This is a genomic window from Prolixibacter sp. SD074 (genome assembly GCF_009617895.1).
Classification (GTDB): Bacteria; Bacteroidota; Bacteroidia; order Bacteroidales; family Prolixibacteraceae; genus Prolixibacter.
Map to the genome: position 1 here is coordinate 2,278,133 of NZ_BLAW01000001.1, position 23,779 is coordinate 2,301,911.

General features: G+C 44.3%; 19 protein-coding genes. 6 read left to right on the top strand and 13 right to left on the bottom strand.

The features are described from left to right. Positions 1-19: 19 nt before the first annotated feature. Together GJU82_RS09930 and GJU82_RS09935 are read right to left on the bottom strand one after the other, a co-directional pair. Positions 20-1,627: a S41 family peptidase gene (locus tag GJU82_RS09930; RefSeq protein WP_153632002.1), complete on the bottom strand. Its 1,608-nt coding sequence runs from the start codon at positions 1,625-1,627 to the stop codon at positions 20-22. Between the two features lie 171 nt (positions 1,628-1,798). Then, positions 1,799-3,604: a long-chain fatty acid--CoA ligase gene (locus tag GJU82_RS09935; protein WP_153632003.1), complete on the bottom strand. Its 1,806-nt coding sequence runs from the start codon at positions 3,602-3,604 to the stop codon at positions 1,799-1,801. 460 nt (positions 3,605-4,064) lie between these two features. Here GJU82_RS09935 and GJU82_RS09940 point away from each other — a divergent pair, with 460 nt between their 5' ends. Continuing rightward, the gene (locus GJU82_RS09940; RefSeq protein ID WP_194831025.1) at positions 4,065-6,530 is read left to right on the top strand and encodes a DUF5686 and carboxypeptidase-like regulatory domain-containing protein; all 2,466 of its coding nucleotides are present in this window, start codon (positions 4,065-4,067) and stop codon (positions 6,528-6,530) included. A gap of 952 nt (positions 6,531-7,482) precedes the next feature. On the opposite strand, the gene GJU82_RS09945 is transcribed toward GJU82_RS09940, so the two are convergent. Continuing rightward, on the bottom strand, positions 7,483-8,229 hold the full coding sequence (locus GJU82_RS09945) for a DUF6261 family protein (protein ID WP_153632005.1): 747 nt from the start codon (positions 8,227-8,229) through the stop codon (positions 7,483-7,485). A gap of 802 nt (positions 8,230-9,031) precedes the next feature. Here GJU82_RS09945 and GJU82_RS09950 point away from each other — a divergent pair. After that, positions 9,032-9,700: a hypothetical protein gene (locus tag GJU82_RS09950; RefSeq protein ID WP_153632006.1), complete on the top strand. Its 669-nt coding sequence runs from the start codon at positions 9,032-9,034 to the stop codon at positions 9,698-9,700. A 28-nt stretch (positions 9,701-9,728) separates the two neighbouring features. Here the strand turns inward: GJU82_RS09950 and GJU82_RS09955 are convergent, their stop codons facing one another. From GJU82_RS09955 to GJU82_RS09965, 3 genes are all read right to left on the bottom strand, one after another. Then, complete coding sequence (locus tag GJU82_RS09955; RefSeq protein WP_228488653.1) at positions 9,729-10,784, bottom strand: IS4 family transposase; 1,056 nt, start codon at positions 10,782-10,784, stop codon at positions 9,729-9,731. A gap of 172 nt (positions 10,785-10,956) precedes the next feature. Next, complete coding sequence (locus GJU82_RS09960; RefSeq protein WP_194831026.1) at positions 10,957-11,658, bottom strand: transposase; 702 nt, start codon at positions 11,656-11,658, stop codon at positions 10,957-10,959. A gap of 135 nt (positions 11,659-11,793) precedes the next feature. Beyond that, positions 11,794-12,183 (bottom strand): hypothetical protein, encoded by a 390-nt coding sequence (locus GJU82_RS09965; protein WP_153632008.1) that lies wholly within the window; start codon positions 12,181-12,183, stop codon positions 11,794-11,796. A 576-nt stretch (positions 12,184-12,759) separates the two neighbouring features. Here GJU82_RS09965 and istA point away from each other — a divergent pair. Together istA and istB are read left to right on the top strand one after the other, a co-directional pair. Then, on the top strand, positions 12,760-14,319 hold the full coding sequence (gene istA, locus GJU82_RS09970) for an IS21 family transposase (RefSeq protein WP_153631796.1): 1,560 nt from the start codon (positions 12,760-12,762) through the stop codon (positions 14,317-14,319). Between the two features lie 17 nt (positions 14,320-14,336). Then, a complete protein-coding gene (istB, locus tag GJU82_RS09975; RefSeq protein WP_153631795.1) occupies positions 14,337-15,071 on the top strand; it encodes an IS21-like element helper ATPase IstB in 735 nt (244 codons plus the stop codon). Positions 15,072-15,107: 36 nt separating this feature from the next. Here istB and GJU82_RS09980 read toward each other — a convergent pair whose 3' ends face one another. After that, complete coding sequence (locus GJU82_RS09980) at positions 15,108-15,575, bottom strand: DUF4372 domain-containing protein (RefSeq protein ID WP_153632009.1); 468 nt, start codon at positions 15,573-15,575, stop codon at positions 15,108-15,110. 124 nt (positions 15,576-15,699) lie between these two features. Here GJU82_RS09980 and GJU82_RS09985 point away from each other — a divergent pair, with 124 nt between their 5' ends. Together GJU82_RS09985 and GJU82_RS17960 are read left to right on the top strand one after the other, a co-directional pair. Next, positions 15,700-15,954 (top strand): hypothetical protein, encoded by a 255-nt coding sequence (locus GJU82_RS09985; RefSeq protein ID WP_153632010.1) that lies wholly within the window; start codon positions 15,700-15,702, stop codon positions 15,952-15,954. Continuing rightward, positions 15,954-16,475, top strand: coding sequence for a stage II sporulation protein M (locus tag GJU82_RS17960; protein ID WP_153632011.1), 522 nt, complete (start codon positions 15,954-15,956; stop codon positions 16,473-16,475). Before GJU82_RS09985 ends, GJU82_RS17960 begins: the two co-directional genes overlap by 1 nt. 854 nt (positions 16,476-17,329) lie before the next feature. Here the strand turns inward: GJU82_RS17960 and guaA are convergent. The 6 genes from guaA to rfbC all read right to left on the bottom strand — a co-directional run bounded on the left by guaA (position 17,330) and on the right by rfbC (position 23,775). Continuing rightward, positions 17,330-18,859 carry a glutamine-hydrolyzing GMP synthase gene (gene guaA / locus GJU82_RS09995; RefSeq protein ID WP_153632012.1) on the bottom strand — a complete coding sequence of 510 codons (1,530 nt, stop codon included), beginning with the start codon at positions 18,857-18,859 and terminating at the stop codon, positions 17,330-17,332. Positions 18,860-18,966: 107 nt separating this feature from the next. Continuing rightward, on the bottom strand, positions 18,967-19,419 hold the full coding sequence (locus GJU82_RS10000; protein ID WP_153632013.1) for a DUF5362 family protein: 453 nt from the start codon (positions 19,417-19,419) through the stop codon (positions 18,967-18,969). Between the two features lie 35 nt (positions 19,420-19,454). Next, positions 19,455-20,210: a DUF1080 domain-containing protein gene (locus GJU82_RS10005; protein WP_228488654.1), complete on the bottom strand. Its 756-nt coding sequence runs from the start codon at positions 20,208-20,210 to the stop codon at positions 19,455-19,457. A gap of 276 nt (positions 20,211-20,486) precedes the next feature. Next, on the bottom strand, positions 20,487-22,229 hold the full coding sequence (locus tag GJU82_RS10010; RefSeq protein ID WP_228488655.1) for a phospho-sugar mutase: 1,743 nt from the start codon (positions 22,227-22,229) through the stop codon (positions 20,487-20,489). Beyond that, positions 22,219-23,109 (bottom strand): dTDP-4-dehydrorhamnose reductase, encoded by an 891-nt coding sequence (gene rfbD, locus GJU82_RS10015; RefSeq protein WP_153632015.1) that lies wholly within the window; start codon positions 23,107-23,109, stop codon positions 22,219-22,221. The genes GJU82_RS10010 and rfbD overlap by 11 nt, the downstream gene beginning before the upstream one ends. 96 nt (positions 23,110-23,205) lie before the next feature. Next, positions 23,206-23,775, bottom strand: coding sequence for a dTDP-4-dehydrorhamnose 3,5-epimerase (gene rfbC, locus GJU82_RS10020; RefSeq protein ID WP_153632016.1), 570 nt, complete (start codon positions 23,773-23,775; stop codon positions 23,206-23,208). Positions 23,776-23,779 lie beyond the last annotated feature (4 nt).

Here is a 23,779-nt window from a genome sequence, read left to right on the forward strand (position 1 = left end):
ATCTTCTCACTCTGACGACTTACCGTCCGAGATATTTATCGTATAATTTGCTGTCGGAAAGTACCTGAACGGCTTTCTTTATGGCCTTATCATCCTCATCCATAATCTGAAAATAAGTGCCATTGTCGTATAAATCGCGCGCTATTAACGCCCTTATCTGTTGCTTTAGCAGATTCTCCGAAACTTCCGGATTTTCTTTTCCCGGCTTAATTTCTTCCTCATCTCCTTTCGCCACCAGCTTCTGATACATCGCATCACTTATCGTGTAACCCTTGTTAAATGCGTCAAACGTTTTGTACTGCTTCAGCAGTTCCCCGCGGTTTTTGTCCATGTATCCCACCACAAACGGGAACAATACATTCTTGCGAACCAGCTCGTTATAGTAGCGATAATTCACCGAGGTATCCATCGGGACAAAAATATCGGGCATGATTCCACCTCCGCCATACACTTTCCGCTTAGTAACCAACGTGTGCGTCATCAGTGAATCGGGCAGGTTAATGCTATCGCGACTAAAGAATTCGCCATGTTCGAACCGTTCGAGGTAATCGTTCCGGTATTCCTTAATTCCTTTCGAATAAGGTTTCTGAATATTTCTGCCGGAAGGTGTATAATAATGTGCCGTTGTTAAACGGATCATGGAGCCATCACTTAACATGAACGGCTGCTGTACCAACCCCTTTCCAAACGTCCGGCGGCCAATGACTACGCCACGGTCCCAATCCTGAACAGCACCCGTCACAATTTCGCTGGCCGAAGCGGAACCTTCGTCAACCAGGATAACCACCTTGCCATCTTCAAAGTCACCACTTCCGGTAGCAAAATATTCCCGTTTAGGTGAATGAATACCTTTCGTGTAAACAACCAACCTGTGATCGGGCAAGAACTGGTCAGCCAGTTCAATAGCCGCACGCAGGTAACCGCCTCCGTTTCCACGAAGATCGAGTACCAGACCGTCAACCTTGTTATTGTTCTTCAGTTTATCCATCGCTTCCAGAAACTCATCCGGTGTGGTAGCAGCAAAACGGTTCAGTTTGACGTAAGCAATGTGCTTGTTCAACATGTAAGCTGCATCGAGACTGTGAATAGGGATTTTGTCGCGAACAATGGTAAAATCCAACAGGTTTTTCTCACCTTTTCTTTTTATCTGGAGATTCACTTTCGTTCCCTTGTCACCGCGGAGCATATCGAATACATCCTGGTTTGTCAATCCGATGCCGGCAACATTCTTACCATCGACCGTTACGATGCGGTCGCCGGGACGAAGTCCGACTTTCTCCGAAGGTCCGCCGGGAATGGTCGTTAACACCATCAGGGTATCCTGGTGAATATTAAACGAAATACCGATTCCTTCGAAATTCCCCTGCAGCGGCTCGTTCATCTCTTCCACTTCTTTGGCAGAGATATACACGGAGTGTGGATCCAAATCGGAAAGTACCTTCCTGATAGCATCTTCCGTGAGGGATTGCAGATTGGTTGTATCAACGTAAAATGTCTGAACCAGACGAAGTACCCGTCCAAATTTAATGGCCTGCGACTGTACATCCTGCTCCTGCGCCTGTACCGAAGCCGGAATTAACAGAGCCGTAAACGCAACAAGTAAAAGGGATAATTTCAAATATCTCATATCATATAATTCTTTACCTGACAGCTATATATTTCACAAAAATAACACAATTTCCTACGAAAATAACCTTATCCTGTCAAGGAGTGTCCCAGTTAACAATTAATAACCTCTCGAAGAAAGTGCAAAACCTCCACACAATTAACTATTAAACTAATTTGAGGTAGTAAAGTTTTAATCTTCAATCGAAAAAATCTCCCGGATGAGCGCGTCATATTTTTGGTGCAACACTTTTCGCTTTAGTTTCAGTGTTTGAGAAAGTTCGCCTGTACCTTGTGACCAGGTATCGGCGACCAACTTAAAACGTTTGACTTGCTCATTATTTCCCAGTTTTTTATTCGCCTGACGAACTTCTTTCCGCAACAGCGCATCAATTTCGGGATGCTGAATCATCTCCTGCCTGCCTTTCAATTCCAGATTCTTGCTGGCTGCATATTTTTCCAACACATCGAAAGCAGGGACAATAATTGCACTGGCAAACTTCTGATTCTCACCAACCACGAATACCTGTTCAATAAAATGTGAGCCTTTCAAGATATTTTCGACGGCTTGCGGGGCCACATATTTTCCCGATTTCAGCTTGAAGATCTCTTTTTTCCTGTCGGTAATGCGAAGGAACTGGCCATCTTCCAGCACGCCGATATCGCCGGTATGGAACCAACCATCCTGATCAATCACCTCGCGGGTCATCTCTTCTTCCTTATAGTAGCCCAGCATCAGTCCGGGACCTTTGGCCAGGATTTCGCCGTCTTCCGCGAGCTTGGTCTCCGTACCGTTATCCAAAGCCGGACCAACCGTTCCCAACTTGACACGGGAATCATCCATCGGGTCATTCACAAAAATTACCGGCGAAGTTTCCGTCAGGCCATAACCTTCGTAAACGCGCATACCGGCCATCCAGAAAAACTGGTGCAAATTGATTTGCAGCGCCGAACCGCCCGACACCATGTAGTTAATTCGTCCCCCCAACGCTTCACGCCATTTGGAATAGATTACCTTATCGAAGAATTTGAATTTTAACTGGTCGACAGCATTAAATTTAATGCCCACATAAAATTTCCGGGTAAATTTCACCGCCTCGTCGAATATCCACTTTTTCACGCCGGTCAAATCCTTTCCCACTTCCATCACCTGCTCGTGCACCTTCTCCAGCAAACGCGGAACGGTGTTGAAGACATGCGGGCGAATTTCTTTAATGTCGCGGGCGATGGTGGCCAGGCTTTCGGCATAGTACACCGACAAGCCGTTGATCTGAAAATTGTAATCCATCATCCGCTCGTACACATGACAGAGCGGCAAAAACGACAGCGCCACATGCGACATGCCCATGGCGCGGGGGCCATGGCCCAGTTTGTAAGCTGTTGCCATTGAATTACTCAGCAAATTTTTGTGCGAAAGCATTACACCTTTGGGTGTTCCGGTGGTGCCGGAGGTATAAATCAACGTCAGCAAATCGTCTTCATGAATGCTGTTTTTGATTTCCTCAATCTTCTCTTTCATCGCGGGAAGCAACTCCTCCCCTTTGGTCAGCAACTCCTTCCACGGGCGGGCATCATCAATCTCATTAAAGGAATAAATTCCTTCCAGCGACGGAGCCCCCGAACGCAACTCGCCCAGCTTCGACTGGATGCTGCGATCGCCCACAAACAGGTACTTCGCTCCGGCATGACGGAGAATGTATTTCTGCTCGTCTAGGCTGAGCGTCGGATAAACCGGCACATGAATGATTCCCGCCTGGGCTGCTCCCATATCGAGCACGTTCCACTCCGGACGGTTACCCGAAATGGTGGCTACTTTGTCGCCCTTCTCAAGGCCCAAATCAATCAGTGCACAGGCAATAGCGTCTGATTGGCGCACATAATCGGCGGCCGACCAGGGCATCCAGTTTCCATTCTCTTTCCGGGCGAAAGCCAACTCCTTTTGGCTGTACTCTCCCCGGTAAAGATCAAGGATATCAAAAAGTCGTGTTAAGTTTTGCATGGTTTTCAAATTTCAACCCCAAAAATAGCTTTTATCATGAAGAAAACCGTTTTTGCCTTAAAATCGAACGGAAAGGAGGTTTTATAACAATGTTATGAAGATTCTTCCTGCAGCCGGCAAAAGGGAAACTTAGGCTATTTCCGTTACCGTTGGGCTTTGGTAAGCAGTCCCGGCCAGATGTGCAAGTCCTAATTGTTCGATTACGAAATAATATCGACTGCTCCGGTATTAAACTTAACGAATAATTACCACTCGAAAGAGTAGTACACCAGAAAAGTATCTGCAAATTGCGTTTTGGTTTAAACTGTTTTATCCGAGGGATGTTATTAACGGGTTATCCGGAAATAAACTTCATGTAATTGAAGCAACCAAGGCTGTAACATTCGAATCATTACAATAACAAATAAGCGGATCCCGGAAATAATTCAGGGTAACCGGTATAAAGAAGAAAGTAAGCATCGTGACGATACACAATATAAAAAGAATATATAGCACGCTATTTATCATATTTTTGCTTCTCGCCATAGCCGGGCCTTTGCAGGCACAAACCACCGTTGTGAGCGGGACCATTACCGGTGCCGGCACCAACGAGCCGGTGCCCTATGCCAACATTGTGTTTAAAGGGACCTCCATCGGATCGATTTCGGACACCACCGGACACTACCGGCTCTCGTCCAAACTTTCCCTTTCGGTGATACAGGTATCGGCTATTGGCTACCAGGCGCAGGAAATAAAACTGAAACCAGGCAGCCAGACAATTAATATCCGGCTGGTAAGCGAAACCTACAACATTGACCAGGTAGATGTTTCTCCACCGGTGAACCCGGCACATGCGCTGTTGCGGAAAATCATCGCCCGGAAGGACATTAACGACCCGAAGAAATTTCCAGATTACCAGTGCAAGGTGTATACCAAGATGGAAATCGACCTGAAGAATGTGAAGAAGCCGAAGAAAGGCTCCAAACTTTGGGATCAGTTTGCCTTTGTATTCGCCCACATCGACACCCTGAAATCGGATGGAAAAACGTATCTGCCGGTGTTTATGACCGAGACCTTTTCGGACTATTATCACCAGCACGACAACACTGACCACGAACGGGTGATTGCAACCAAAGCCTCGGGAATGACCACCAGCATGATTACCGGGTTCACCGGAAAGATGTACCAGGATTTTGACATTTATGACAACTACCTTCACGTATCGGATATTGGCCTGATATCGCCGCTGAACAACCACGGATTGCTGTTTTACGAGTATTACCTGCTCGACAGTACCGAGGTGCAGGGGCACAAGGTATACGAGGTATCGTTCAAGCCCAAACAGGTGCAAAGTCCCTCCTTTACGGGAAAATTCTGGGTAGCTGACTCGACTTACGCTATTACCAAAGTAGCGTGGAAATTGTCGAAGAAAGCGAACATCAACTTCGTGAACACGCTCGGCATCGACAAAGAGTTCCGCTACAACGACGGACGGTGGCTTCCCCGGAAGGACATGATTTTTGCCGACATCAATCTGCAAAAAAATAAGGATGCCAAAATGATTGGCATCATGGGGCGCAAAACAACCTTATACGATTCGTTGCAGTTTTCGCCACCACCAAAGGAACTGCAAAAAATGAAACGGGAAATCAGCGTGGCCAGCGATGCCCTGGAAAAGGATTCGACTTTCTGGACAACCATCCGCCCCGAAAAGCTTAGTAAGAGCGAATCGCAAATCTACTCGATGGTCGATTCCATTAAGAATGTGCCGCTGTTTAAAACCGTTGCCGACTACATCCACATGTTCTATTACGGTTACAAGGATTTGGGCAAGATAGAACTCGGTCCGTATTACTACATGTACAGCTACAACCAGGTGGAAGGGCAGCGCTTCCGGATAGGCGGACGGACCACCATCGACTTCAGTAAAAACTGGCGATTCAACGGTTTTGGCGCTTACGGTCTAAAAGATAAAGGTTTTAAATACGGCGGCGGCGCGGAGTATTTCTTTAAAAAAGATCCCGAGCTTTCGCTGAATGCCCAGTACGAACACGACTACCAACTGTTGGGGAAAAGCAGCAACGCCTTTATGGAGGACAACATCATGACGTCGCTGCTGAGTAAAACACCTACTACGCAGCTGAACATGATGAACCAGTTCAATTTCACCGTCACCAAAGAGTGGCTGGGCGGATGGAGAAACCAATTGCAGTACAGCTACAACAAGATGTACACCGGGCCGTATGTTCCGTTTATTGCCCCGAACGGAAACACCATCGACCACATTGATTACGGGGAGCTTACGCTGAAAATGCGGTATGCGCCGGGCCAGCATTACATGCAGGATGATTTTGAGAAGATTTACCTCGACTCGAAAAAACCGATTCTCAACCTGGACCTGACCGTTGGCCGGAAGGAACTGGGCGGCAATTACAATTACTACAAGGCCTACTTCGATATGTACGATAAGCTTCCCATCAGTCCGTTTGGGTACACCACGTATCTGTTGCGCGCGGGGAAAACATGGGGAACGGTACCTTTCCCGTTGCTGAAAATCCATGAAGGAAACGAGACGTATGCTTACGATATCTACGCCTACAACCTGATGAATTACCAGGAGTTTGTGAGCGACCAGTGGGCCAGTTTATCGCTGGAACAGCATTTCAATGGATTCTTCCTGAATAAAATACCGCTGATGCGGAAACTAAAATGGCGTACCGTAGCCGGTTTTAAAGTGCTGAAAGGTAGCCTCAAAAACGATACACAAAAAGAGATGCAGCTACTTCCCGGCATGACCGGCCTGGGCAAAAAGCCGTATATGGAGACATCGGTGGGAATTGAGAATATTTTAAAACTCCTGCGCGTGGATGCCGTTTGGCGGTTGAATTACCACAACCCGGATGTGACGAATTTGGGGATATTCTTCTCGTTGCAATTCTCGTTGTAAATGGATGGTTTCAGGTTTTAAAATTTCAGGTTCTGTGGTTGGGACAACACATCCCGTCAGGGATACATATTCATCACCTCCGGTGAAGCCGGAGGATTGGCTCACCCAATAAAAACAACTCCGGCAGGAGTTGAATATCGGAGAACATGACGTTCAACGGTTGTTAACTGAAAGCCGTTGACTAATCCCTAAAAGATGAAATATTCAACCCACTTCGGGGTTGATTGAAAGAGTGGCTCTCCCTACCCCCAATTTCTTTGGGGGTGAAGAATATCTATCCGGCGTTGCCGGAAAAAGAATAACATGCGGTCTTTCCCTTCAGGTTTCGGGTTAGCGCAATGCGGTTTCTGTTGTTATGCGCTGATAAACCACACCACCATTGCGGTCGGAAGAACATTCGTTTTTCAATCCAAACCATCGCGCGACCGCGTCAACATTCAACATTCCAACCCGGGGCGTTGCCGCCGGGCTGAAGTAAGCCGGGCTTTCAGCCCATAATACATTTCATATCATTTCTTGATTCCTTAGGAATCGCCTGTTGTTAGAAAAGCCTTTTGGTATCCCAATATTCGACCCCGGGGTCGTACATTTATTCATCGCTTCTTATTCTAACAATATGTCATCCCGCCGGGATGAGATTCACACGTTGTTGCAATTTCCCAAAGCTGAAATTAATTAGGCTAAAGCCCATTGTATATTGGCTCTTTTCATCCCATGGCTGTCCCGGTTTTTCGGGACATGGCCTTATTCATCTTTAACTACTTCGTGGTTTTATAAAAAAATCCCGGTAGGGATTGAAGATTAATCACCATGCATGCAATGCATGGAAAGGGCCCCACCAAAACACCGGAACGTTGTTCGGAGTGCTGCCGCTGATTTAAGGATGTCATCCCTCCGAGGGATGACATCCTTTTGTCCATTTTCAATCCCCACAATCAACGGGACCCATTCCTCATTCTGTCCCGGTTGCTTCTTCGGTGGTCTCTTCTTCTTTTGTTTTGCGGCCGTTTAATGCTGCGTAGGTTTTACGCAGTTCATTCATCTGCCCAAACAGGGTGACAACGGCATCGGTAGGCGCATAATTAACCTGCAGCTCCATAGCCAGGCAAAAATGGTTGTAGCCCTGGGTGGCCGCACGCTTAAAACTGCTGGCCGAGGGTTCCTCACTGGCTTCCTCGCTGTTGCGGGCTTTGTAGAGGGTATTGAACCCGGTGTTTGCCGTTTCCAGCCCGGTCAGCATTTCGGCGATTCCAATGGTAGCCGCATCGGCTTTGAGGTTTTCATCGTCGTTGTATTTCTGCAGCATTTCCGAAAAAATCCCCGTTCCGGTGTTCATCACCCGCTTTTCCACGTTCCAGTAAGGCTTGAAAAACCGCTTCAGGTTTTCGGCCGCCGCCTTCTTTGCCACGTCCCGTCCTATCAGGTCGGTGGTGATGTTCCGTTTGATTTCGGCAAACCGGTCGTCCCGGTCATCATCCAGCTCTGCCAGTGAGCTACTTTTCTGGTTTTCGCCCGACTTGTTCATTTGCGCGCCCATCGCCTGGTTATCGCTCTCGAGTTGGGCCAGCACAGCTGCCGGGATGCCACCCAATGGCCCGACCACCGGTTTCGCGTAATCGATAGTTGATTTGTTGAGTGAAAAGAGGTCGTTAATCCTCATGCCGCTGACATGCAACGTTACGAATTCTTGTATTTCCATAAATTCCCGTTTTGGTTATTCATTGATTTTAGATGGTTTTGAAATATTTGACGTTTCATTCGTTCGAAAATGGCGTTTCTTCCGGCGGCAGATGGTCCGCGACACGAAGCGGGACACTTCTGCAGGCGGCAGATGGCCGCCGACACGATGCAGGGGGCTTCTGCGAACGGCAGATGGTCCCCGACGACTGGCGAGAGCTTTCTGCGAGCCCCAGATGGCCGTCGACGCAAATCGGGAAACTTCTGCGAATGGCAGACAGGCCCCGACGCCGCGCCGGAAGAAAAATCAGATTGCTGAATGCCCAGTAACTACTGGCTTTTTAGCGACTTTGGCTTCGGAACGCCGCTTCAGCGTGGCCTTAACTTTTCCAAAGTTTAAAGCTTTGGAAAAGGTTTCCGAAAAGCAGAACCGCTGGTATGTATACAAGCTATGTTTTGGTCATGATGATTAGGTTTTGGTTTAAACATTTATATTCTCTATTGGCAAAACAGGACATACTAGACTGATCTTTCGACTAACCGTTCCACATATCCTCTACACGTGTTTTGCTTGTTATGGTCGCAATGGAAACGCCGGCGATAAAATTTAACTCATATTCGGGAGCCTGTCTTTATCAAATCGTTGTATGAATTTATAAAAAAATGGCGGGATGTTATTTATGTTTAGGAACAGGTGTAGGTTGATGTACTAATGTGAGAGCAATAGTCAATCTTTTACGACGTTATATCGATAGCTAAATAAAATGCGAAAGCAGATTCTGAATAAAGTATTGTTAAATTGAGAGGAAATTAAATTTTAATCGATGGAAACTATAATTAATCTTGCCGGAGGAGTAAATTGGGGAATTAGCACAAAAAATAATACACTATTCCTGGACTCTGCAACTCAGCTTTACAATTATATGCAGCAAAAGGGGGCTTATTTATTAACTCAAATTGAAGAATCTGGCGAACTTCAAATGATTGGAAAAGCTTTTAGTTATTTCGCTCGATTCCTTGATAATGAAGACCCGGATATTAATTCAGTTGCTGAGGAAAACGCTTTTTATTGCTTATCTAAATCAATAAAACTTGATAATTATTTTGCAGGTCCAGAGTTATACAACTTAATAAGTGGTTATTCAGAATTATTAATGGACAAGTTTATTGCAGTCAGAATGTCCGAATTACAGGAAACCAAAGGAATTCCTGTCAATCTTGTATATGGAAATCCGTACATGAATAGTAAAGCTAGAATTGAAGCAAAGAAGATTATTCCATTCTTGAAATTTTATGTCAGATCAACATTTTTTGATATAAAAATGAATAAGCCTCGTATGCCAAGTGACCTAATTGAATATTCTCTCAATAAGGTCGTTGCATACATTGAATCGATTTATCAATATTCTTCTTTTGATGAAGGCATAAATATAGGAGGTCGATATTTTGAAAAAGTGTATTCGGAAATGGAAGACACTTTGTTAGAATTTTGATTTGGAAATACTACTGATGCGTTAAAATTTAGTCACTAAATAAATTTCTTTGTTCTTTGACATTTTGATTGGTTTGATATTCTGTGAGCAACTCCTGTAGGGAGGTTTTATCAAATGTTGATATGCCTAAAATCTGCATTATTTGGTAGATTGAAAGATTGCTTTTCAAAGCATACTTAACTTTTGCCACAATTAAATAAGTACAGATTGCAACCCAAATATGGATATTGACAGCGTTTTCGGAATGTCCCCAGAGTTTTTTAATGGTCAGGTTTTGCTTTATCCATTTGAAAAACACTTCAATCTGCCATCTGTTTCGACATAGGTTCGCAATTTCAAGAGCTGTGACATCGAAGTTATTTGATAAGAAAGCAAGGGTTACATCGTTCTCGTTATCATAGAACTCAACTAACCGCAAAGGTTCCGGGTAAAGTCGTTTGGATTTGTATCCATTGAGTTCAATGATTTTATCGCCTCTTAACCCGGTGTTTTCGTCGATGTTATAATTGAGTTCAATCACTGAGTAATCCATGCTGGATTTGGCCCTGTAGATAAAGAATGCTTCTGATTTATGCATGTGATGTAATGCCTTAAAATCGATGTATGCTTTATCCATAACATAAACAGCCTCTGGTATAGGGGTTAATATATCAAGAACATTACTATCATGGTATTTGCCATCAGAAATTAAAACAAAAGACGGGATACTCCCTCTTAGATCAAGTAAAGTATGGATTTTTACGGCTCCTCTTGAATACTTTCCTGGAGCCCAACTAAATAATTTAAGACTTAGTGATATCGTTGTTGAATCCAATGCAAATATTTCATTGTCAATATCAACATTAGGAATTGATTCATTTGCATACATGGGTCTTACTTGTTGAATAAGGTAATTGCCAAAATCTGCAAAAATTCGAAAGTCCCTTCGCTCATTAGCCCTTGAAAGCGTTGATTGGTTCACATATTGCTTAATACCCAAGTGATACAATTTATTGCGGTGGGCTTTAAGGCAGGTGCAAATATCTCTAAGGGAATTCCTTGAAGTCAACTGACCAAAAAATAATTGACATATAAAATATTGCAAGATGTTTTAAAAAGTTAACGCATCACTAGTAATTTGGAAACTTCAATCTAGAAATACAAGTTGTTTTGTAAGCTTCCAAAAAAAATCTAACAAATCTTCTACTTTATCTAAAAAGTATGTAAATTTACGTTGACAAGATATAGCAATAGTTCGTTCAAAAAAATATAAATAATCAAGCGGCCATAGTGCCGAAAAACAATAGTTCATTGACATGTTGACGATTTTTGATTGAGTTCGGGTTAATAGCGAACAGGCTAAAAAATCTCGATAACAACAACGTATTGTGAAACAGTATCTTGTATGTCGCCATTGAAAATGAGTTTTCCTTTGTTTCTGGGTTACTTAGTTGCATGATCTTGGCAATATTTACGGCTGTTAATGCCGTATTGAAATGAAAGTTGAGCTTATTTCCGCTTCTGACCTGCGCGTTTTCAAGCCCTGCGAATTGCTTGGCATCCTTGAATCCAAATTCGATTTGGAACCGGGTGTGATAAATATCGATTACATCGATTGGGGCTTGCGTGGTATTGGTTGAAAACAAAAGACGGTGAGTTGTCTTTCCTTTTATCAGGAATTCTTCGACAACCAGTAAGATGGTTCTGCCAAGAGCTTTGGAATATACCATTCCTGAATATGCTTTAATTCCTTTGTCGTTCTCAACTTGATTGAAATGTTCGGGGTTCAAGTTCCTGACATCAACTTTTCCCCCATATTTTGCTGGCCTGCCTTTCTTTCCGGTCTTAGTCTGCAATGAGAGATAGCTCAAGTCCGCATCGTCCCGAAGTTTGCTTACCAGATTAAGGGAATATTGCAGAATCTTTTCGACAAAGTTTTTCTTGGAGAAATACGCATCTGCAACAACATAGTTGGTCATGGATAATATCTGTTTGATATATTTCTTGATAACCCCCCATACCAATCGATTAACGACAGGTGTTATCCTGAAAACAGTTTGTTGGAGGCGTTTGTACAGCATCCAAATGAAAACTTAACCTGGTGTCTGCATCAATTACAGAAAGTCCAAGGATTCAATTCCCCGAAGTGACCTGCCGGCACAACCCGACCAAAAGTATCCAATACCAGGGGTTTTCTTGCCTGATTTGTGAATGATGCTTGGATCGAAAGCCACAGCATTGCACTTGCCAATCCAAGGCATCGATAAGGCTTTGTTAAAGCCAAAGAAGTCAAACCGATCCTCGAACTGACGGCGGAAGCGTTGTTCGCCAAAACGACTGTATCGGCCTAACTGGAGAAAGTTAATCCGTGAAGGAATACTCAAGTATAGCATGAAAATCTCAATCATAAAATCTCGTCTGCATTTATTGAGCTTTATTTTAGAAACAGACAAAGCATCAAGGACAATTTTTGAATAGATAACATAAATCGCAGGAATGGCCATATTTAAAGTAATTAACTGGTAATTAATAATTTAAAGATACAAATCCCTGCGGTTTTAACCTAATAGATGATCAATTATTTTGCTGTAAATAAGATAAATAACTAAGTTTTAACCGAAGTATTGATATAGAAGATATAAGTTTAATACATTTTTACTTATGAATCACCAAGGATTACACAAACCGGGATATTGTCCTAATTGCGATATTAAACTAACCTTTATGCAAATACTAAAACTGAATAGATTTATTCCAATTACCTGTAAAAAATGTGGTTGTAAAATAATGCCAGACAAAAAAATATATTCGATAGCTTCTGTTTTTAGTATTTGTTTTGTATTCGCGATAATGTTCTTCTACGGGATGCCGATTGTTAGACATTTTAACAATATTATTGTTAAAATGTACATATTCCGGCCCAAAGTGAACACCCTATTCCGGTGAAACTGTACACCTGATTCCGGAGCAAAGTGAACACCCCATTCCGGGCAAAGTGAACACCTTGTTTTTGGGATTTTGGGTTTTAGATTCTACAGGTTTGTTAAACTCGCTTCCAGACAAATCAACTATCTGGAGCAATGGCAAACAAACCAATGGAATTTATCATGCTAAAAGAAATTTTACGATTAAAGAACAACGGGCTTTCCAACCTGAAGATCTCCCAGAGCATCGGGAGTTCCCGTACCACGGTGATCAAATACCTGAAGTTATTTGAATCCCTGGATATCCCCATGGACGGGTTATTGACCCTGAGTGACGAACAACTTTCGGGCTTGCTGGACGAACAGCAATCCCCCCACCAGGGAGACGAAAGGCAGCGTTACAGCTCGCTGTTGGAATTGTTCCCCGCTATAGAAAAGGAACTGAAACGCGTTGGGGTGACCCGCTGGCATTTATGGGCCCGTTACAAACAATCTTATCCTGATGGTTACGGGTACAGCCAGTTTTGTCACCATTTCCAGCATTGGCGGGAACAAAGCGATGCATACATGCATCATGAGCACAAAGCGGGCGATAAGTTGTTTGTGGATTTTACAGGAAAGAAACTGCATATTACCGATAAAGAAACGGGCGAGATCATCCCGGTCGAAGTATTTGTGGCCACCCTGGGGGCCAGCCAGAAGACTTACGTACAGGCCTGCCGCAGCCAGCAGGTTGGCGATTTTATCGAAGCCTGCCAGAACGCCCTGCATTATTTTGGGGGTGTCCCCCGTGCCCTTGTAACCGACAATTTAAAATCGGCGGTCAATAAGAGTGACAAGTACGAACCCACCCTGAACGAAAATTTTGCCGGTTTTGGTGCGCATTACCAGGTCACGGTCCTTCCTGCAAGAAGTTACAAACCAAAGGACAAAGCATTGGTCGAAGGTGCCGTGAAGATAGTCTATCACCGTATCTATGCCCATCTGCACGATAAGGAATTTTATTCCCTGAACCAGTTGAACGGCCAGGGCATTGCCCCGTTGCTGGAAGGATATAACCGGGCCTGTTTCCAGGGGAAAGGCTATAGCAGGCAGGACCTGTTCGAATCAACAGACAAGCCCGCCCTTGGCCCGTTGCCACCGGAACGCTACGGGTTTAAACAGCACCGGGAAGCGAAGGCCCAAAAAAACTGCCACGTCTATCTGGGTGAAGACAAGCACTACTACAGCGTGCCCTATCGCTACATCGGGCAAAAAGTAAAAGTACTTTACTCCCCGGACGATGTCGAGATCTACCACCAAACCCTTCGTATCGCCTGTCACCAGAGGGACTACCGGAAGTATGGTTACTCCACCTGCAAAGACCACCTGCCCTCTGCCCACCGTTTTGTCAGCGAATGGAACCCGGACCGTTTTAAAGACTGGGCCGGACGGGTCGGGCCGTCCTGCCAGCAACTGGTCTCGGTGATACTGGAAAATGCCACGCACCCAGAACAAGGCTACAAATCCTGCCTGGGCATCCTGTCCATGGCAAAGAAAGCAGGCCATGGGCGCATGGAGAAAGCCTGCCGGCGGGCCATGCTGTACCGTGCCTGCAATTACAGCTCGGTCAAAAACATCCTGGAAAAAGGGCTGGACAAAACACCGGAACCGGCACAGGCATCCTTAAACCTGCCGTTCCATGACAATATCAGGGGAAAATCATATTACAATTAACTAAAAAAACACGCACAATGAACAACAATGCAACATTGGAAAAAATGAAGAAGATGCGCCTTAACGGAATGCACCGTGCTTTTGAATCTACCTTTATGACAGGGAACATGGACCACTACACTGCGGACCAGTTGATCACTTACCTGGTCGAATCGGAATGGGACGAACGACAAAACAGCCGGACCGAACGGTTAATCAAAAATGCCCGGTTCCGCTACCAGGCAGCCATTGAAGAAATTGACTTTAGCCCGCAACGGATGCTGGACAAAAACCTGCTTTTGAGGCTGGCCGGCTGCGGTTTTATTGATAAAGGGGAAAATGCCATTATCACCGGAAGTACAGGTGTCGGCAAAAGCTACATCGCCACTGCCCTTGGTTACCAGGCATGCATAAAAGGGTATAAAACCATGTACACGAACACCGGAAAACTTTTTACCCGCCTGGGGATATCAAAAGCCGATGAGACCTATTTGAAAGAACTGGCCAAAATTGAAAAACAGGACCTGCTCATCCTGGATGATTTTGGGCTCCAGCCAATCGACCAACAAAAACAATTGATGCTACTGGATATCATGGAAGACCGGCAAATCGGGAAATCAACCATAATATCCACGCAAATCCCTGTAAGTGTATGGTATGAACTCTTTGAGGAAAAAACCATTGCCGATGCCATCCTGGACCGGATCGTCCACTCGGCACACCGCATCGAAATCAAAGGTGAATCGATGAGAAAACGAAAAAACAAACAATAATTTTTTTGCCTATTTTTAACGACAAATCTGATGAATCTAAAAACTGTTCACTTTGCCCGGATTACACTGTTCACTTTCGCCGGAATAAGTAAAAAGAGACATACAGAGGTCTATGGTGGTGGAATCAAAGGCATAGTACTTTCCGCTGAGTTCAAACTCTTTATCGAGACGCTTCTTCTGGGCAAGTTCTACCATATGATAGGCAAACTCCTCAAAGATTTGGTAACCACGGATTTGATTAACTTTGGACAGTTGCGTCCTGTTAATGGGTGTCCGACCAAAACCAAGGTGGAAGGATTTCCTGGCGTGAGCAGTAGTTATGTCAGTAAGTTCACGAAGGCTGTTGCAGCCATCCAACTGACCGAACATGAGAACAAGCATCTGATTCCAGCTTGTCAAACTCCATTGCCCTGTCCTATCCTTGTATTTCACCATGATTCTTTCAAAATATCGTTGCGGTATAAATTCTGTTATCTGACTGAAAACATACTTGCCCTGGTTCATATCTGCCTGACTTTATGGGTTCAAACAAATATAATCATTTCAAAAGGCCGACAAGATTTTAGCGAGCAACACAGCTGATTACATGTTAGTTATAGATGAATTTAACTATTTTTAAGAGACACTTATGAAAAAAAGTAAAAGTTTACGATTGCTTTTGGTTTTAGTTTTTGCGATCAGTCTTTTTACTGTAAAAATGCAAAAACAAAATGTCGAAATTAGAAATGAAACTATTGTGAATACAGATGCGTTCTATGGTCTTAGCCTATTAATGAAGGATAATTCACGAGAAGCAGACGCTCTTTGGAATGGGGTCGGACTTGGAGTTTCTGCTTTATTCGGTATTGGTTCGTTTGGTGCAGGGCTAGTAATTGCAGGTTAATGAAATACCGAAATTTACTTATAATTCTTTTAATCTGGATTATTGGGTTCTTGGTATATAACATATTTTTGAAAAACGCATTAACTGAGTTTAATCCTAAACTCTATACTTCAGAACTCAATAATTCAGAAATTTTTTTGCACATTTTTATCAATAATTCTTTTGTCATAGCCATACTGTATTTTGGGTTGTTAAGTGCAGGAGTTAGTGTAATACTAGTTAATTTCATTAACAGTATAAACATTTATCAAATGTTATTTTCATTGATAAATAAAAAACTTTACATTATAACCATACTCACTCTTCCCCATACGATTCTCGAACTTATTGCTATTGTGATTGCCTCAAATATTGGATTAAATGGAATATGGCTCTTTAAAGCTTATTTAAATACCAATACATTTGAGATTCCTAAGAACAAAGTATTAAAAAACTATACATTATCCGAAATATTAATTCTCGTTGCTGCATTCTTAGAAGTATGGTCATTAAATTATATCAACCACAATTTCGCCTCATGAAAACTGAAATTAAAGTTATTGACTGGCTTATTGTCTTGTTTATTATTGCAATCACGACTTATTTTTATTCATTTGTAACCATAAAGAGTACCACTGGATTAGTGCCAATGGGATATGAGAAGTCTGTCAGTCTTTTTTCGACTCTATTACATATCACCTTACCAATATACATCCTTTTGATATGGATTCTAGTTCCCTTTATGGCAAATCTTTTTGCAACCTTTTTTAATGGACAAGGGAGTTACAGGCAAATACTATATTATTGGGGATGGAACTTTACAATTATACTAGTATCCCTTTTTATTCTCGACACACTACTAAACAATATAATAAACTCCTATTCTTTTATCCACTATGAAAATGTAACTAACGCTCAATTATTGTCAATGCTCAAAAATGATGAAAGGGTGACCAAAATACGATGGTTCAGTAATTTTTCTAAAATTATTTTTCTCGTGGTTGGCAGCATAATTACGTCAAGAATTCAGAAAATTTCCTTCATCAAGGGGCTTGCATGTGTGTTCACTCCGCTTGGAGCTATCTATTTATTAATTTTCTTTTTCAAACATACTCGATGATTTTAATCAATCCAAATTATGATTAAAAATAAAGACCCTCTAAAAATATACCAGCAAAAAGTATTTTAAAGTACATGACAAAAGTTTAATCAGCATTTAAACTTGATTCATCTTCCAATGTCCTTTCCTCCTGACACTATCCCGCTGGGTTCCTTTCATGAAACCTTTTTACATCTTTTTTATTTATCACATTGTATTGAGTTTATATTTATTGCCAGCAAACAAAAACGGGCCATCCGAAACGGACAGCCCGCTGAAAATATATTCACAAGGTGATTATTCCCACTCGATGGTGGCCGGCGGTTTGGAGCTGATGTCGTAAACCACGCGATTGATTCCACGCACTTTGTTAATGATGTCGTTGGAAACCTTAGCCAGGAAATCGTACGGAAGGTGTACCCAATCGGCGGTCATGCCATCGGTAGAAGCGACCGCACGGAGCGCCACCACATTTTCGTAGGTCCGTTCATCGCCCATCACTCCGACCGATTGTACCGGCAGCAGCATCACGCCAGCCTGCCATACATCGTCGTACAGCCCCCACTCTTTCATGGTATTGATGAAAATTGCATCGGCTTCCTGCAGGATGCGAACTTTCCCGGGGGTAATATCGCTGAGGATACGGATACCTAATCCCGGTCCCGGGAAGGGATGACGTCCCAGTAACGAAGCTTTGATGTCGAGCGCTTTTCCTACGCGTCGCACTTCGTCCTTGAAAAGCAACTTCAGCGGCTCCACCACCTTCAGGTGCATTTTCTCGGGCAATCCACCCACGTTATGATGCGATTTGATGGTTGCTGAAGGTCCATTCACCGAAACCGACTCTATAACATCGGGGTAAATTGTTCCCTGCGCCAGCCATTTCACACCCTTTATTTTGTGTGCTTCCACATCGAACACTTCGATAAAATTGCGGCCAATGATTTTGCGTTTCTGCTCCGGCCCGGTAATGCCCTTCAGGTCGTTCCAAAATTTCTCCTTCGCATCCACACCGATTACATTCAGTCCCATGTCCTTGTAGGATTCCAGCACTTCTTCAAATTCATTTTTCCGCAACAACCCGTTATCCACGAAAATGCAGGTAAGGTTCTTCCCGATGGCTTTGTGCAGGAGCACTCCGGCCACACTCGAATCGACACCGCCGGATAATCCCAGCACAACTTTGTCGTTGCCAAGCTGATCGCGCAATTCCTTCACGGTAGTCTCGATAAATGATGCAGGCGTCCAATCCTGTTTACAGCCACAGATGTCCACCACATAGTTCTTCAACAACTCGCGGCCTTCGGTGGTGTGATATACTTCCGGGTGAAACTGGATGGCGTATGTTGTTTCCCCTTCGATTTTGTAGGCCGCATTCTGCACATCCGAAGTGGAGGCAATCACTTTATAATTCTCCGGCATACGCACGATGGTATCGCCATGCGACATCCAAACCTGCGTGTCCAGGTTGATTCCTTTGAAAAGCTCATTGCTTTGATCGATGTATTTCAAATTGGCCCGGCCATACTCGCGACTATCGGAAGGAGCCACTTCGCCGCCAAAGAAATGCGCCATGTACTGCGCACCATAACAAACGCCCAGCAGCGGCATCTTTCCTTTTATCTCGTCCAGGTCGATGCGGGGTGACAGCTCATCGCGAACGGAAAACGGACTTCCCGAAAGGATAACCCCTTTCACTGACTCGTCGATTTCAGGAAAATGATTGAAGGGATGAATTTCACAATAAACATTCAGTTCGCGAACACGCCGCCCGATCAGCTGGGTGTATTGGGAACCAAAGTCGAGAATCAAAATTTTTTCCTGCATGGTGTGGAATTAAGAGGGTTGTGAATTTTGCCACAAAGATATGGATATTTTACTGATGCTGAAAAAGAGGGGGTGCACCCGAAAAAATCTATGTAAAATAACTAAAATTAAAAAGCAGCGCCTAAAGCAGCGCCAATCATCACAGCGATAATGACCAACACATACAGGCCGATAATTACGATCGTCATGATGCCCAGAAATTTGAAGGTCCGGCGAAGATTCGACAGCGCTTCAGTCAGAATTTCTTCATCGTTACCGAGCAACGCTTTGCGGGTTTCCGTCGAAAACTTGTACAAGAACCAGCTGGGAATAAAGTAAATGCCCCCCAGGATAATGTACACCACCGAGAGCGCCATGAACGGCATGTGCGGCATCTGTATGTTTCCGCTCATTTCTTTAAAGATGGACATAAACGAGCCCATAAACAATCCGGCTACAACAATCAGGGCCGCAACCACGAAGCCAATGATTGCCAGGAACTGTGCCCATTTTGCTATCTGGCTAATCTGACGGAGGGCATCGTCAGACAATGTAATGCCCTTGTTTTCTATCAATTCCATAGAAATAATTGATTGAGGTTAAACAATATCGATGTTTATAATTTTCGTATCCAGATATTCCGGTAGCTCACCGGGTTACCGTGGTCCTGCAAAATCAGCGGACCATCTCCGTGCGCTTTGTATTGCGGAATGCCAATGTATTCGGTCGGGCCCAGCAACTGAACGTTGTTTTGCACCAGCACGCCATTTTGCAAAACGGTAAAACGTGCCGGCGTGAATAATGTTCCGTCCTCCTTAAAGCGAGGGGCTGTATAAATAACGTCATACGTTTGCCATGTGCCCGGTTTTTTACACACATTCACCAGCGGTGCATACTGCTTGTAAATAGAACCGGCCTGTCCGTTCCGGTAGGTACGGTTGTTATAATTATCGAGCACTTGGAGTTCATAGCGCTCCTGCAGAAAGATGCCCGAGTTTCCCCTGCCCTGGCTTTTGCCGACAACCTCTGCCGGTGTCCGCCATTCGATGTGTAGCTGAACGTCACCAAATTTCTCTTTGGTTTGAATAACACCCGTTCCGCGAACCACCGTCACACAACCATCAGCCACTTTCCATTTCGGAGCATTACCATCCTGTCCCACCCAGTTGGCGGCCAAACTACCGGGCGTTCCATCAAATAAAACAGTAGCGTCGGACGGAGCATCGGAAGGTTTGTCGTCCGGGGTTACCACGGTGACTTCCGGATCCCAGAATTCCGTCATCTCCGGTTTCATTTTCATCGGCTCCTGGGCCATTGCCTGCAACACAAAGAACATGCCCACCGTCAGCGCTATCAGGTTAGTTGTTTTCATAAGTTGAATATTTAGTTTATAAACGAGTTTGCTCTCCGCAATGCGGAAAGATCCATTTTGATTCGTTCCTTACGCTTGAAAACAGAATTTACTTAACGTAAAAGTAAAAAAATATCATTGAGTTATTGACTTGAATTTGAGAACATATTCTGATCCAACTTCACTCCGGTGTGAAAAAGATAAGTCATTATTACTTCACTCCACTTGAGATTATATGACATATAAAAAGGCCTCCGAGAAACCGGAAGGCCTTTATTATTATATCTGATTCAGGATTTACAAGCCCATATTGGCCATCACCTTATCCACTTTTTCATTTGCTTCAGCATCCAATTGGTCGTACTGTGCGCGCGACTCCAGCTTACCTTTTACTTCGATGTAGAATTTAATTTTCGGTTCGGTACCTGAAGGACGAACCGAAACCTTCGAACCATCTTCGGTAAAGAACTGAAGAACATTCGACGTCTCTTTCTGGTCGATATCGGTTTCCGAACCATCAAGTAGGTTTTTCGCTTTCAGGGTACTGTAGTCTTTCACAACAGCCACTTTAGAACCGGCCAGTTCTTTCGGTGGATTTTCGCGGAAGTTAACCATCATCTGCTGAATTTCCTCAGCGCCGGCTTTTCCTTTACGCACTACATATTTCATACGCTCTTTCGAGAAACCGTATTCGAGGTAAATATCCTGTAACAATTCGAACAACGATTTGCCGCTGTCTTTGGCCCAGGCAGCTATTTCTGCCATCAGCGCACAGGAAGAAACAGCATCTTTATCACGAACGAAGTCGGCCGGAAGGAAACCAAAACTTTCCTCGCCACCGCCAATGTATTTTTTCACACCCTCGTTTTCACGGATAACGCTGGCAATGTATTTGAAACCGGTGTAACAATCGTAATACTCCACATCGTTACGACGGGCGATTTCGGCCACCAGTTCGGAAGTGACAATGGTTTTTACCACGAATTCATTCCCGACAAGGTCTCCTTTTTCTTTCCGCTTGGTGATGATATAATAGAGGAAAAGCAACACGGTTTGGTTACCGTTCACGATAAAGAACCCGCCTTTATCGTTTTTCACTGCCACACCAATGCGGTCAGCATCGGGGTCGGTAGCCATCACAATGTCTGCGTCCACTTCTGCCGCTTTTTCCATCGCCAGTTTCATGGCAGCAGGCTCCTCCGGGTTGGGCGACACCACGGTCGGGAAATCGCCGCTCACCACATCCTGCTCCGGAATGTGAATCACGTTCGTAAAGCCCATGCGATTGAGCGCCATGGGTACCAGTTTCACACCGGTTCCGTGAATGGGAGTATAAACAATTTTCAGGTCTTTTTGTCTTTCCACCACATCCGGCGAAAGCGAAACCGTCACCACTTTGCTGAGGAATTTCTCATCCATATCAGCCCCCATGATGGTAATGTTCTCTTCACTTCCGTCGAAACGAATATCGTCCACTTTCACTTTCTCCACTTCGCGGATAATGTTCACATCATGCGGAGCAACTACCTGCGAACCGTCGTTCCAGTAGGCTTTGTAACCATTATATTCTTTCGGATTATGTGACGCAGTGAGGATAATTCCACTCTGGCAACCGAGTTCGCGAATAGCATACGAGAGCTCCGGAGTTGGGCGCAAATCTTCGAAGAGGTACACTTTGAAACCGTTCGCTGAGAAAATCTTAGCAGCCGTTTCGGCAAACAGGCGGCTGTTGTTGCGGCAGTCGTGACCAATCGCCACTTTGATTTGCCCCAAATCCGCGAAAGCGATTTTCAGGTAATTGCTCAACCCCTGGGTAGCTGCTCCAACGGTATAAATGTTCATGCGGTTGGAACCTGCGCCCATGATGCCGCGCAATCCGCCGGTACCAAATTCAAGGTCCCTGTAAAAAGCGTCGATTAATTCGGCGTTGTCATCATTTTCGAGCAAGCGTTTTACTTCTGCTTTGGTCTCTTCGTCGTAATTTCCGGTCAGCCATTCATCTGCTTTGGCTTTAACCATCTTCAGAACATCATTTTGCATAATCCGGATATTCTTTAAGTTTTGTTATACACTCCTTCAGGCTCTCGCGCCAATGGGGAATTGACAGGCCGAAGGTTGATTTTATTTTCGTTTTGTTCAGGACAGAATAATGAGGACGCGGCGCTTTGGTTGTAAATTCTTCCGACCCTACCGGGAAAACCCGGCAGTCGATGCCACCATACATTTCGTGAACCGCCAGGGTGAAATCGTACCAGCTGGCCACACCTTCGTTGGAAAAATGATAAATACCGCGTTTAAAATCAGCCGGGTCATTCATCAGCTTATCGGCTATCGCGATGGCCGCTTTCGCCAGGTCGCGGGCGTAAGTTGGCGTTCCAATCTGATCGAAGACCACATTCAGTTCATCCCGCTCTTTTCCTAGTTTAATCATCGTTTTCACGAAATTATTTCCGAACGATGAATACAACCACGAGGTACGGATGACAATCCCTTTAATTCCGGCCAGCAACAGTTCGCCTTCTCCTTCCATCTTCGTCCGTCCATAAACAGAAACCGGGTTCACCGGATCATTTTCCACGTAAGGTCGGAAATTTTTTCCATCAAACACATAATCGGTAGAAATATGAATAAAACGCGAGCCCGACGAATAGCAGGCATACGATAAATTCCGCACAGCATCACGGTTGATAAGGCCCGCTTTTTCCGGTTCGTCCTCTGCTTTATCAACAGCTGTATAGGCAGCACAGTTTACCACCAGTTCCGGATTTTCTTTGGAAAAATAATCTGCCAACGCATCCGGACTGGTAATATCCAGTTCGTCCACATCGGTAAACAGAAATTGATGTTGCGGCGTTTCCTTATCCAACTCCCTGAACTCACTGCCCAACTGACCGGAGGCCCCTGTTATAAGAATCTTCATAACGATAATTACTTCTTTTCCGAAAGAAAACCCAGATAACAAGCCGTTTTATAACCTGCTCTGTATAACACTTTCGGAACGATTGGTTACTCTATTTCAGATTTGATTTTCAACAAAGATAAAATTCATTTCTGCATCGCGGAAACGCGGACTTTTTTTGTCTTTTTCAGAAACGATGAATTCCTGAGCGGGAATTTTCCAGTCGATATTCAGATCGGGGCCGTCCAGGGCAATTCCCCGCTCCGATTCCGGATGATAAAACGCGTTACACTTATACGCCAGTACGGCAGTTTCGCTCAGCACCGAGAATCCGTGGGCAAAACCTTCCGGAATGTATAACTGCTTCTTGTTTTCAGCGGAAAGTTCCACACCAAACCATTGCCCAAAAGCGGGTGAGTTTTTTCGGATATCTACTGCGACATCAACGACGGTCCCTTCGAGGACGCGAACTAATTTTGCTTGAGCATGTGGCGCCAGTTGGTAATGCAATCCCCGCACTACGCCACGGACCGAACGTGATTCATTATCCTGCACAAATATTGCATCGATTCCCGCCTCCTGGTATTTTTGCTGATTGTAACTCTCATAAAAATATCCGCGTTCATCACGGAAAATCTTCGGGAGTACAATCAACAATCCCGGCAGGTCAGTTTTTTCAATCTTCATAATT

What these genes read in the sequence shown, in the direction of transcription:
- GJU82_RS09980 (WP_153632009.1), bottom strand. Translation starts at nt 15,575, where the DNA reads ATGAACCAGGGCAAGTATGTTTTCAGTCAGATAACAGAATTTATACCG.
- GJU82_RS09935 (WP_153632003.1), bottom strand. Translation starts at nt 3,604, where the DNA reads ATGCAAAACTTAACACGACTTTTTGATATCCTTGATCTTTACCGGGGA.
- GJU82_RS09930 (WP_153632002.1), bottom strand. Translation starts at nt 1,627, where the DNA reads ATGAGATATTTGAAATTATCCCTTTTACTTGTTGCGTTTACGGCTCTG.
- GJU82_RS10010 (WP_228488655.1), bottom strand. Translation starts at nt 22,229, where the DNA reads ATGCAAAATGATGTTCTGAAGATGGTTAAAGCCAAAGCAGATGAATGG.
- GJU82_RS09950 (WP_153632006.1), top strand. Translation starts at nt 9,032, where the DNA reads ATGGAAACTATAATTAATCTTGCCGGAGGAGTAAATTGGGGAATTAGC.
- istA (WP_153631796.1), top strand. Translation starts at nt 12,760, where the DNA reads ATGGCAAACAAACCAATGGAATTTATCATGCTAAAAGAAATTTTACGA.
- GJU82_RS17960 (WP_153632011.1), top strand. Translation starts at nt 15,954, where the DNA reads ATGAAATACCGAAATTTACTTATAATTCTTTTAATCTGGATTATTGGG.
- GJU82_RS09945 (WP_153632005.1), bottom strand. Translation starts at nt 8,229, where the DNA reads ATGGAAATACAAGAATTCGTAACGTTGCATGTCAGCGGCATGAGGATT.
- istB (WP_153631795.1), top strand. Translation starts at nt 14,337, where the DNA reads ATGAACAACAATGCAACATTGGAAAAAATGAAGAAGATGCGCCTTAAC.
- GJU82_RS10000 (WP_153632013.1), bottom strand. Translation starts at nt 19,419, where the DNA reads ATGGAATTGATAGAAAACAAGGGCATTACATTGTCTGACGATGCCCTC.
- guaA (WP_153632012.1), bottom strand. Translation starts at nt 18,859, where the DNA reads ATGCAGGAAAAAATTTTGATTCTCGACTTTGGTTCCCAATACACCCAG.
- rfbC (WP_153632016.1), bottom strand. Translation starts at nt 23,775, where the DNA reads ATGAAGATTGAAAAAACTGACCTGCCGGGATTGTTGATTGTACTCCCG.
- GJU82_RS09965 (WP_153632008.1), bottom strand. Translation starts at nt 12,183, where the DNA reads ATGGCCATTCCTGCGATTTATGTTATCTATTCAAAAATTGTCCTTGAT.
- rfbD (WP_153632015.1), bottom strand. Translation starts at nt 23,109, where the DNA reads ATGAAGATTCTTATAACAGGGGCCTCCGGTCAGTTGGGCAGTGAGTTC.
- GJU82_RS09985 (WP_153632010.1), top strand. Translation starts at nt 15,700, where the DNA reads ATGAAAAAAAGTAAAAGTTTACGATTGCTTTTGGTTTTAGTTTTTGCG.
- GJU82_RS09960 (WP_194831026.1), bottom strand. Translation starts at nt 11,658, where the DNA reads ATGACCAACTATGTTGTTGCAGATGCGTATTTCTCCAAGAAAAACTTT.
- GJU82_RS10005 (WP_228488654.1), bottom strand. Translation starts at nt 20,210, where the DNA reads ATGAAAACAACTAACCTGATAGCGCTGACGGTGGGCATGTTCTTTGTG.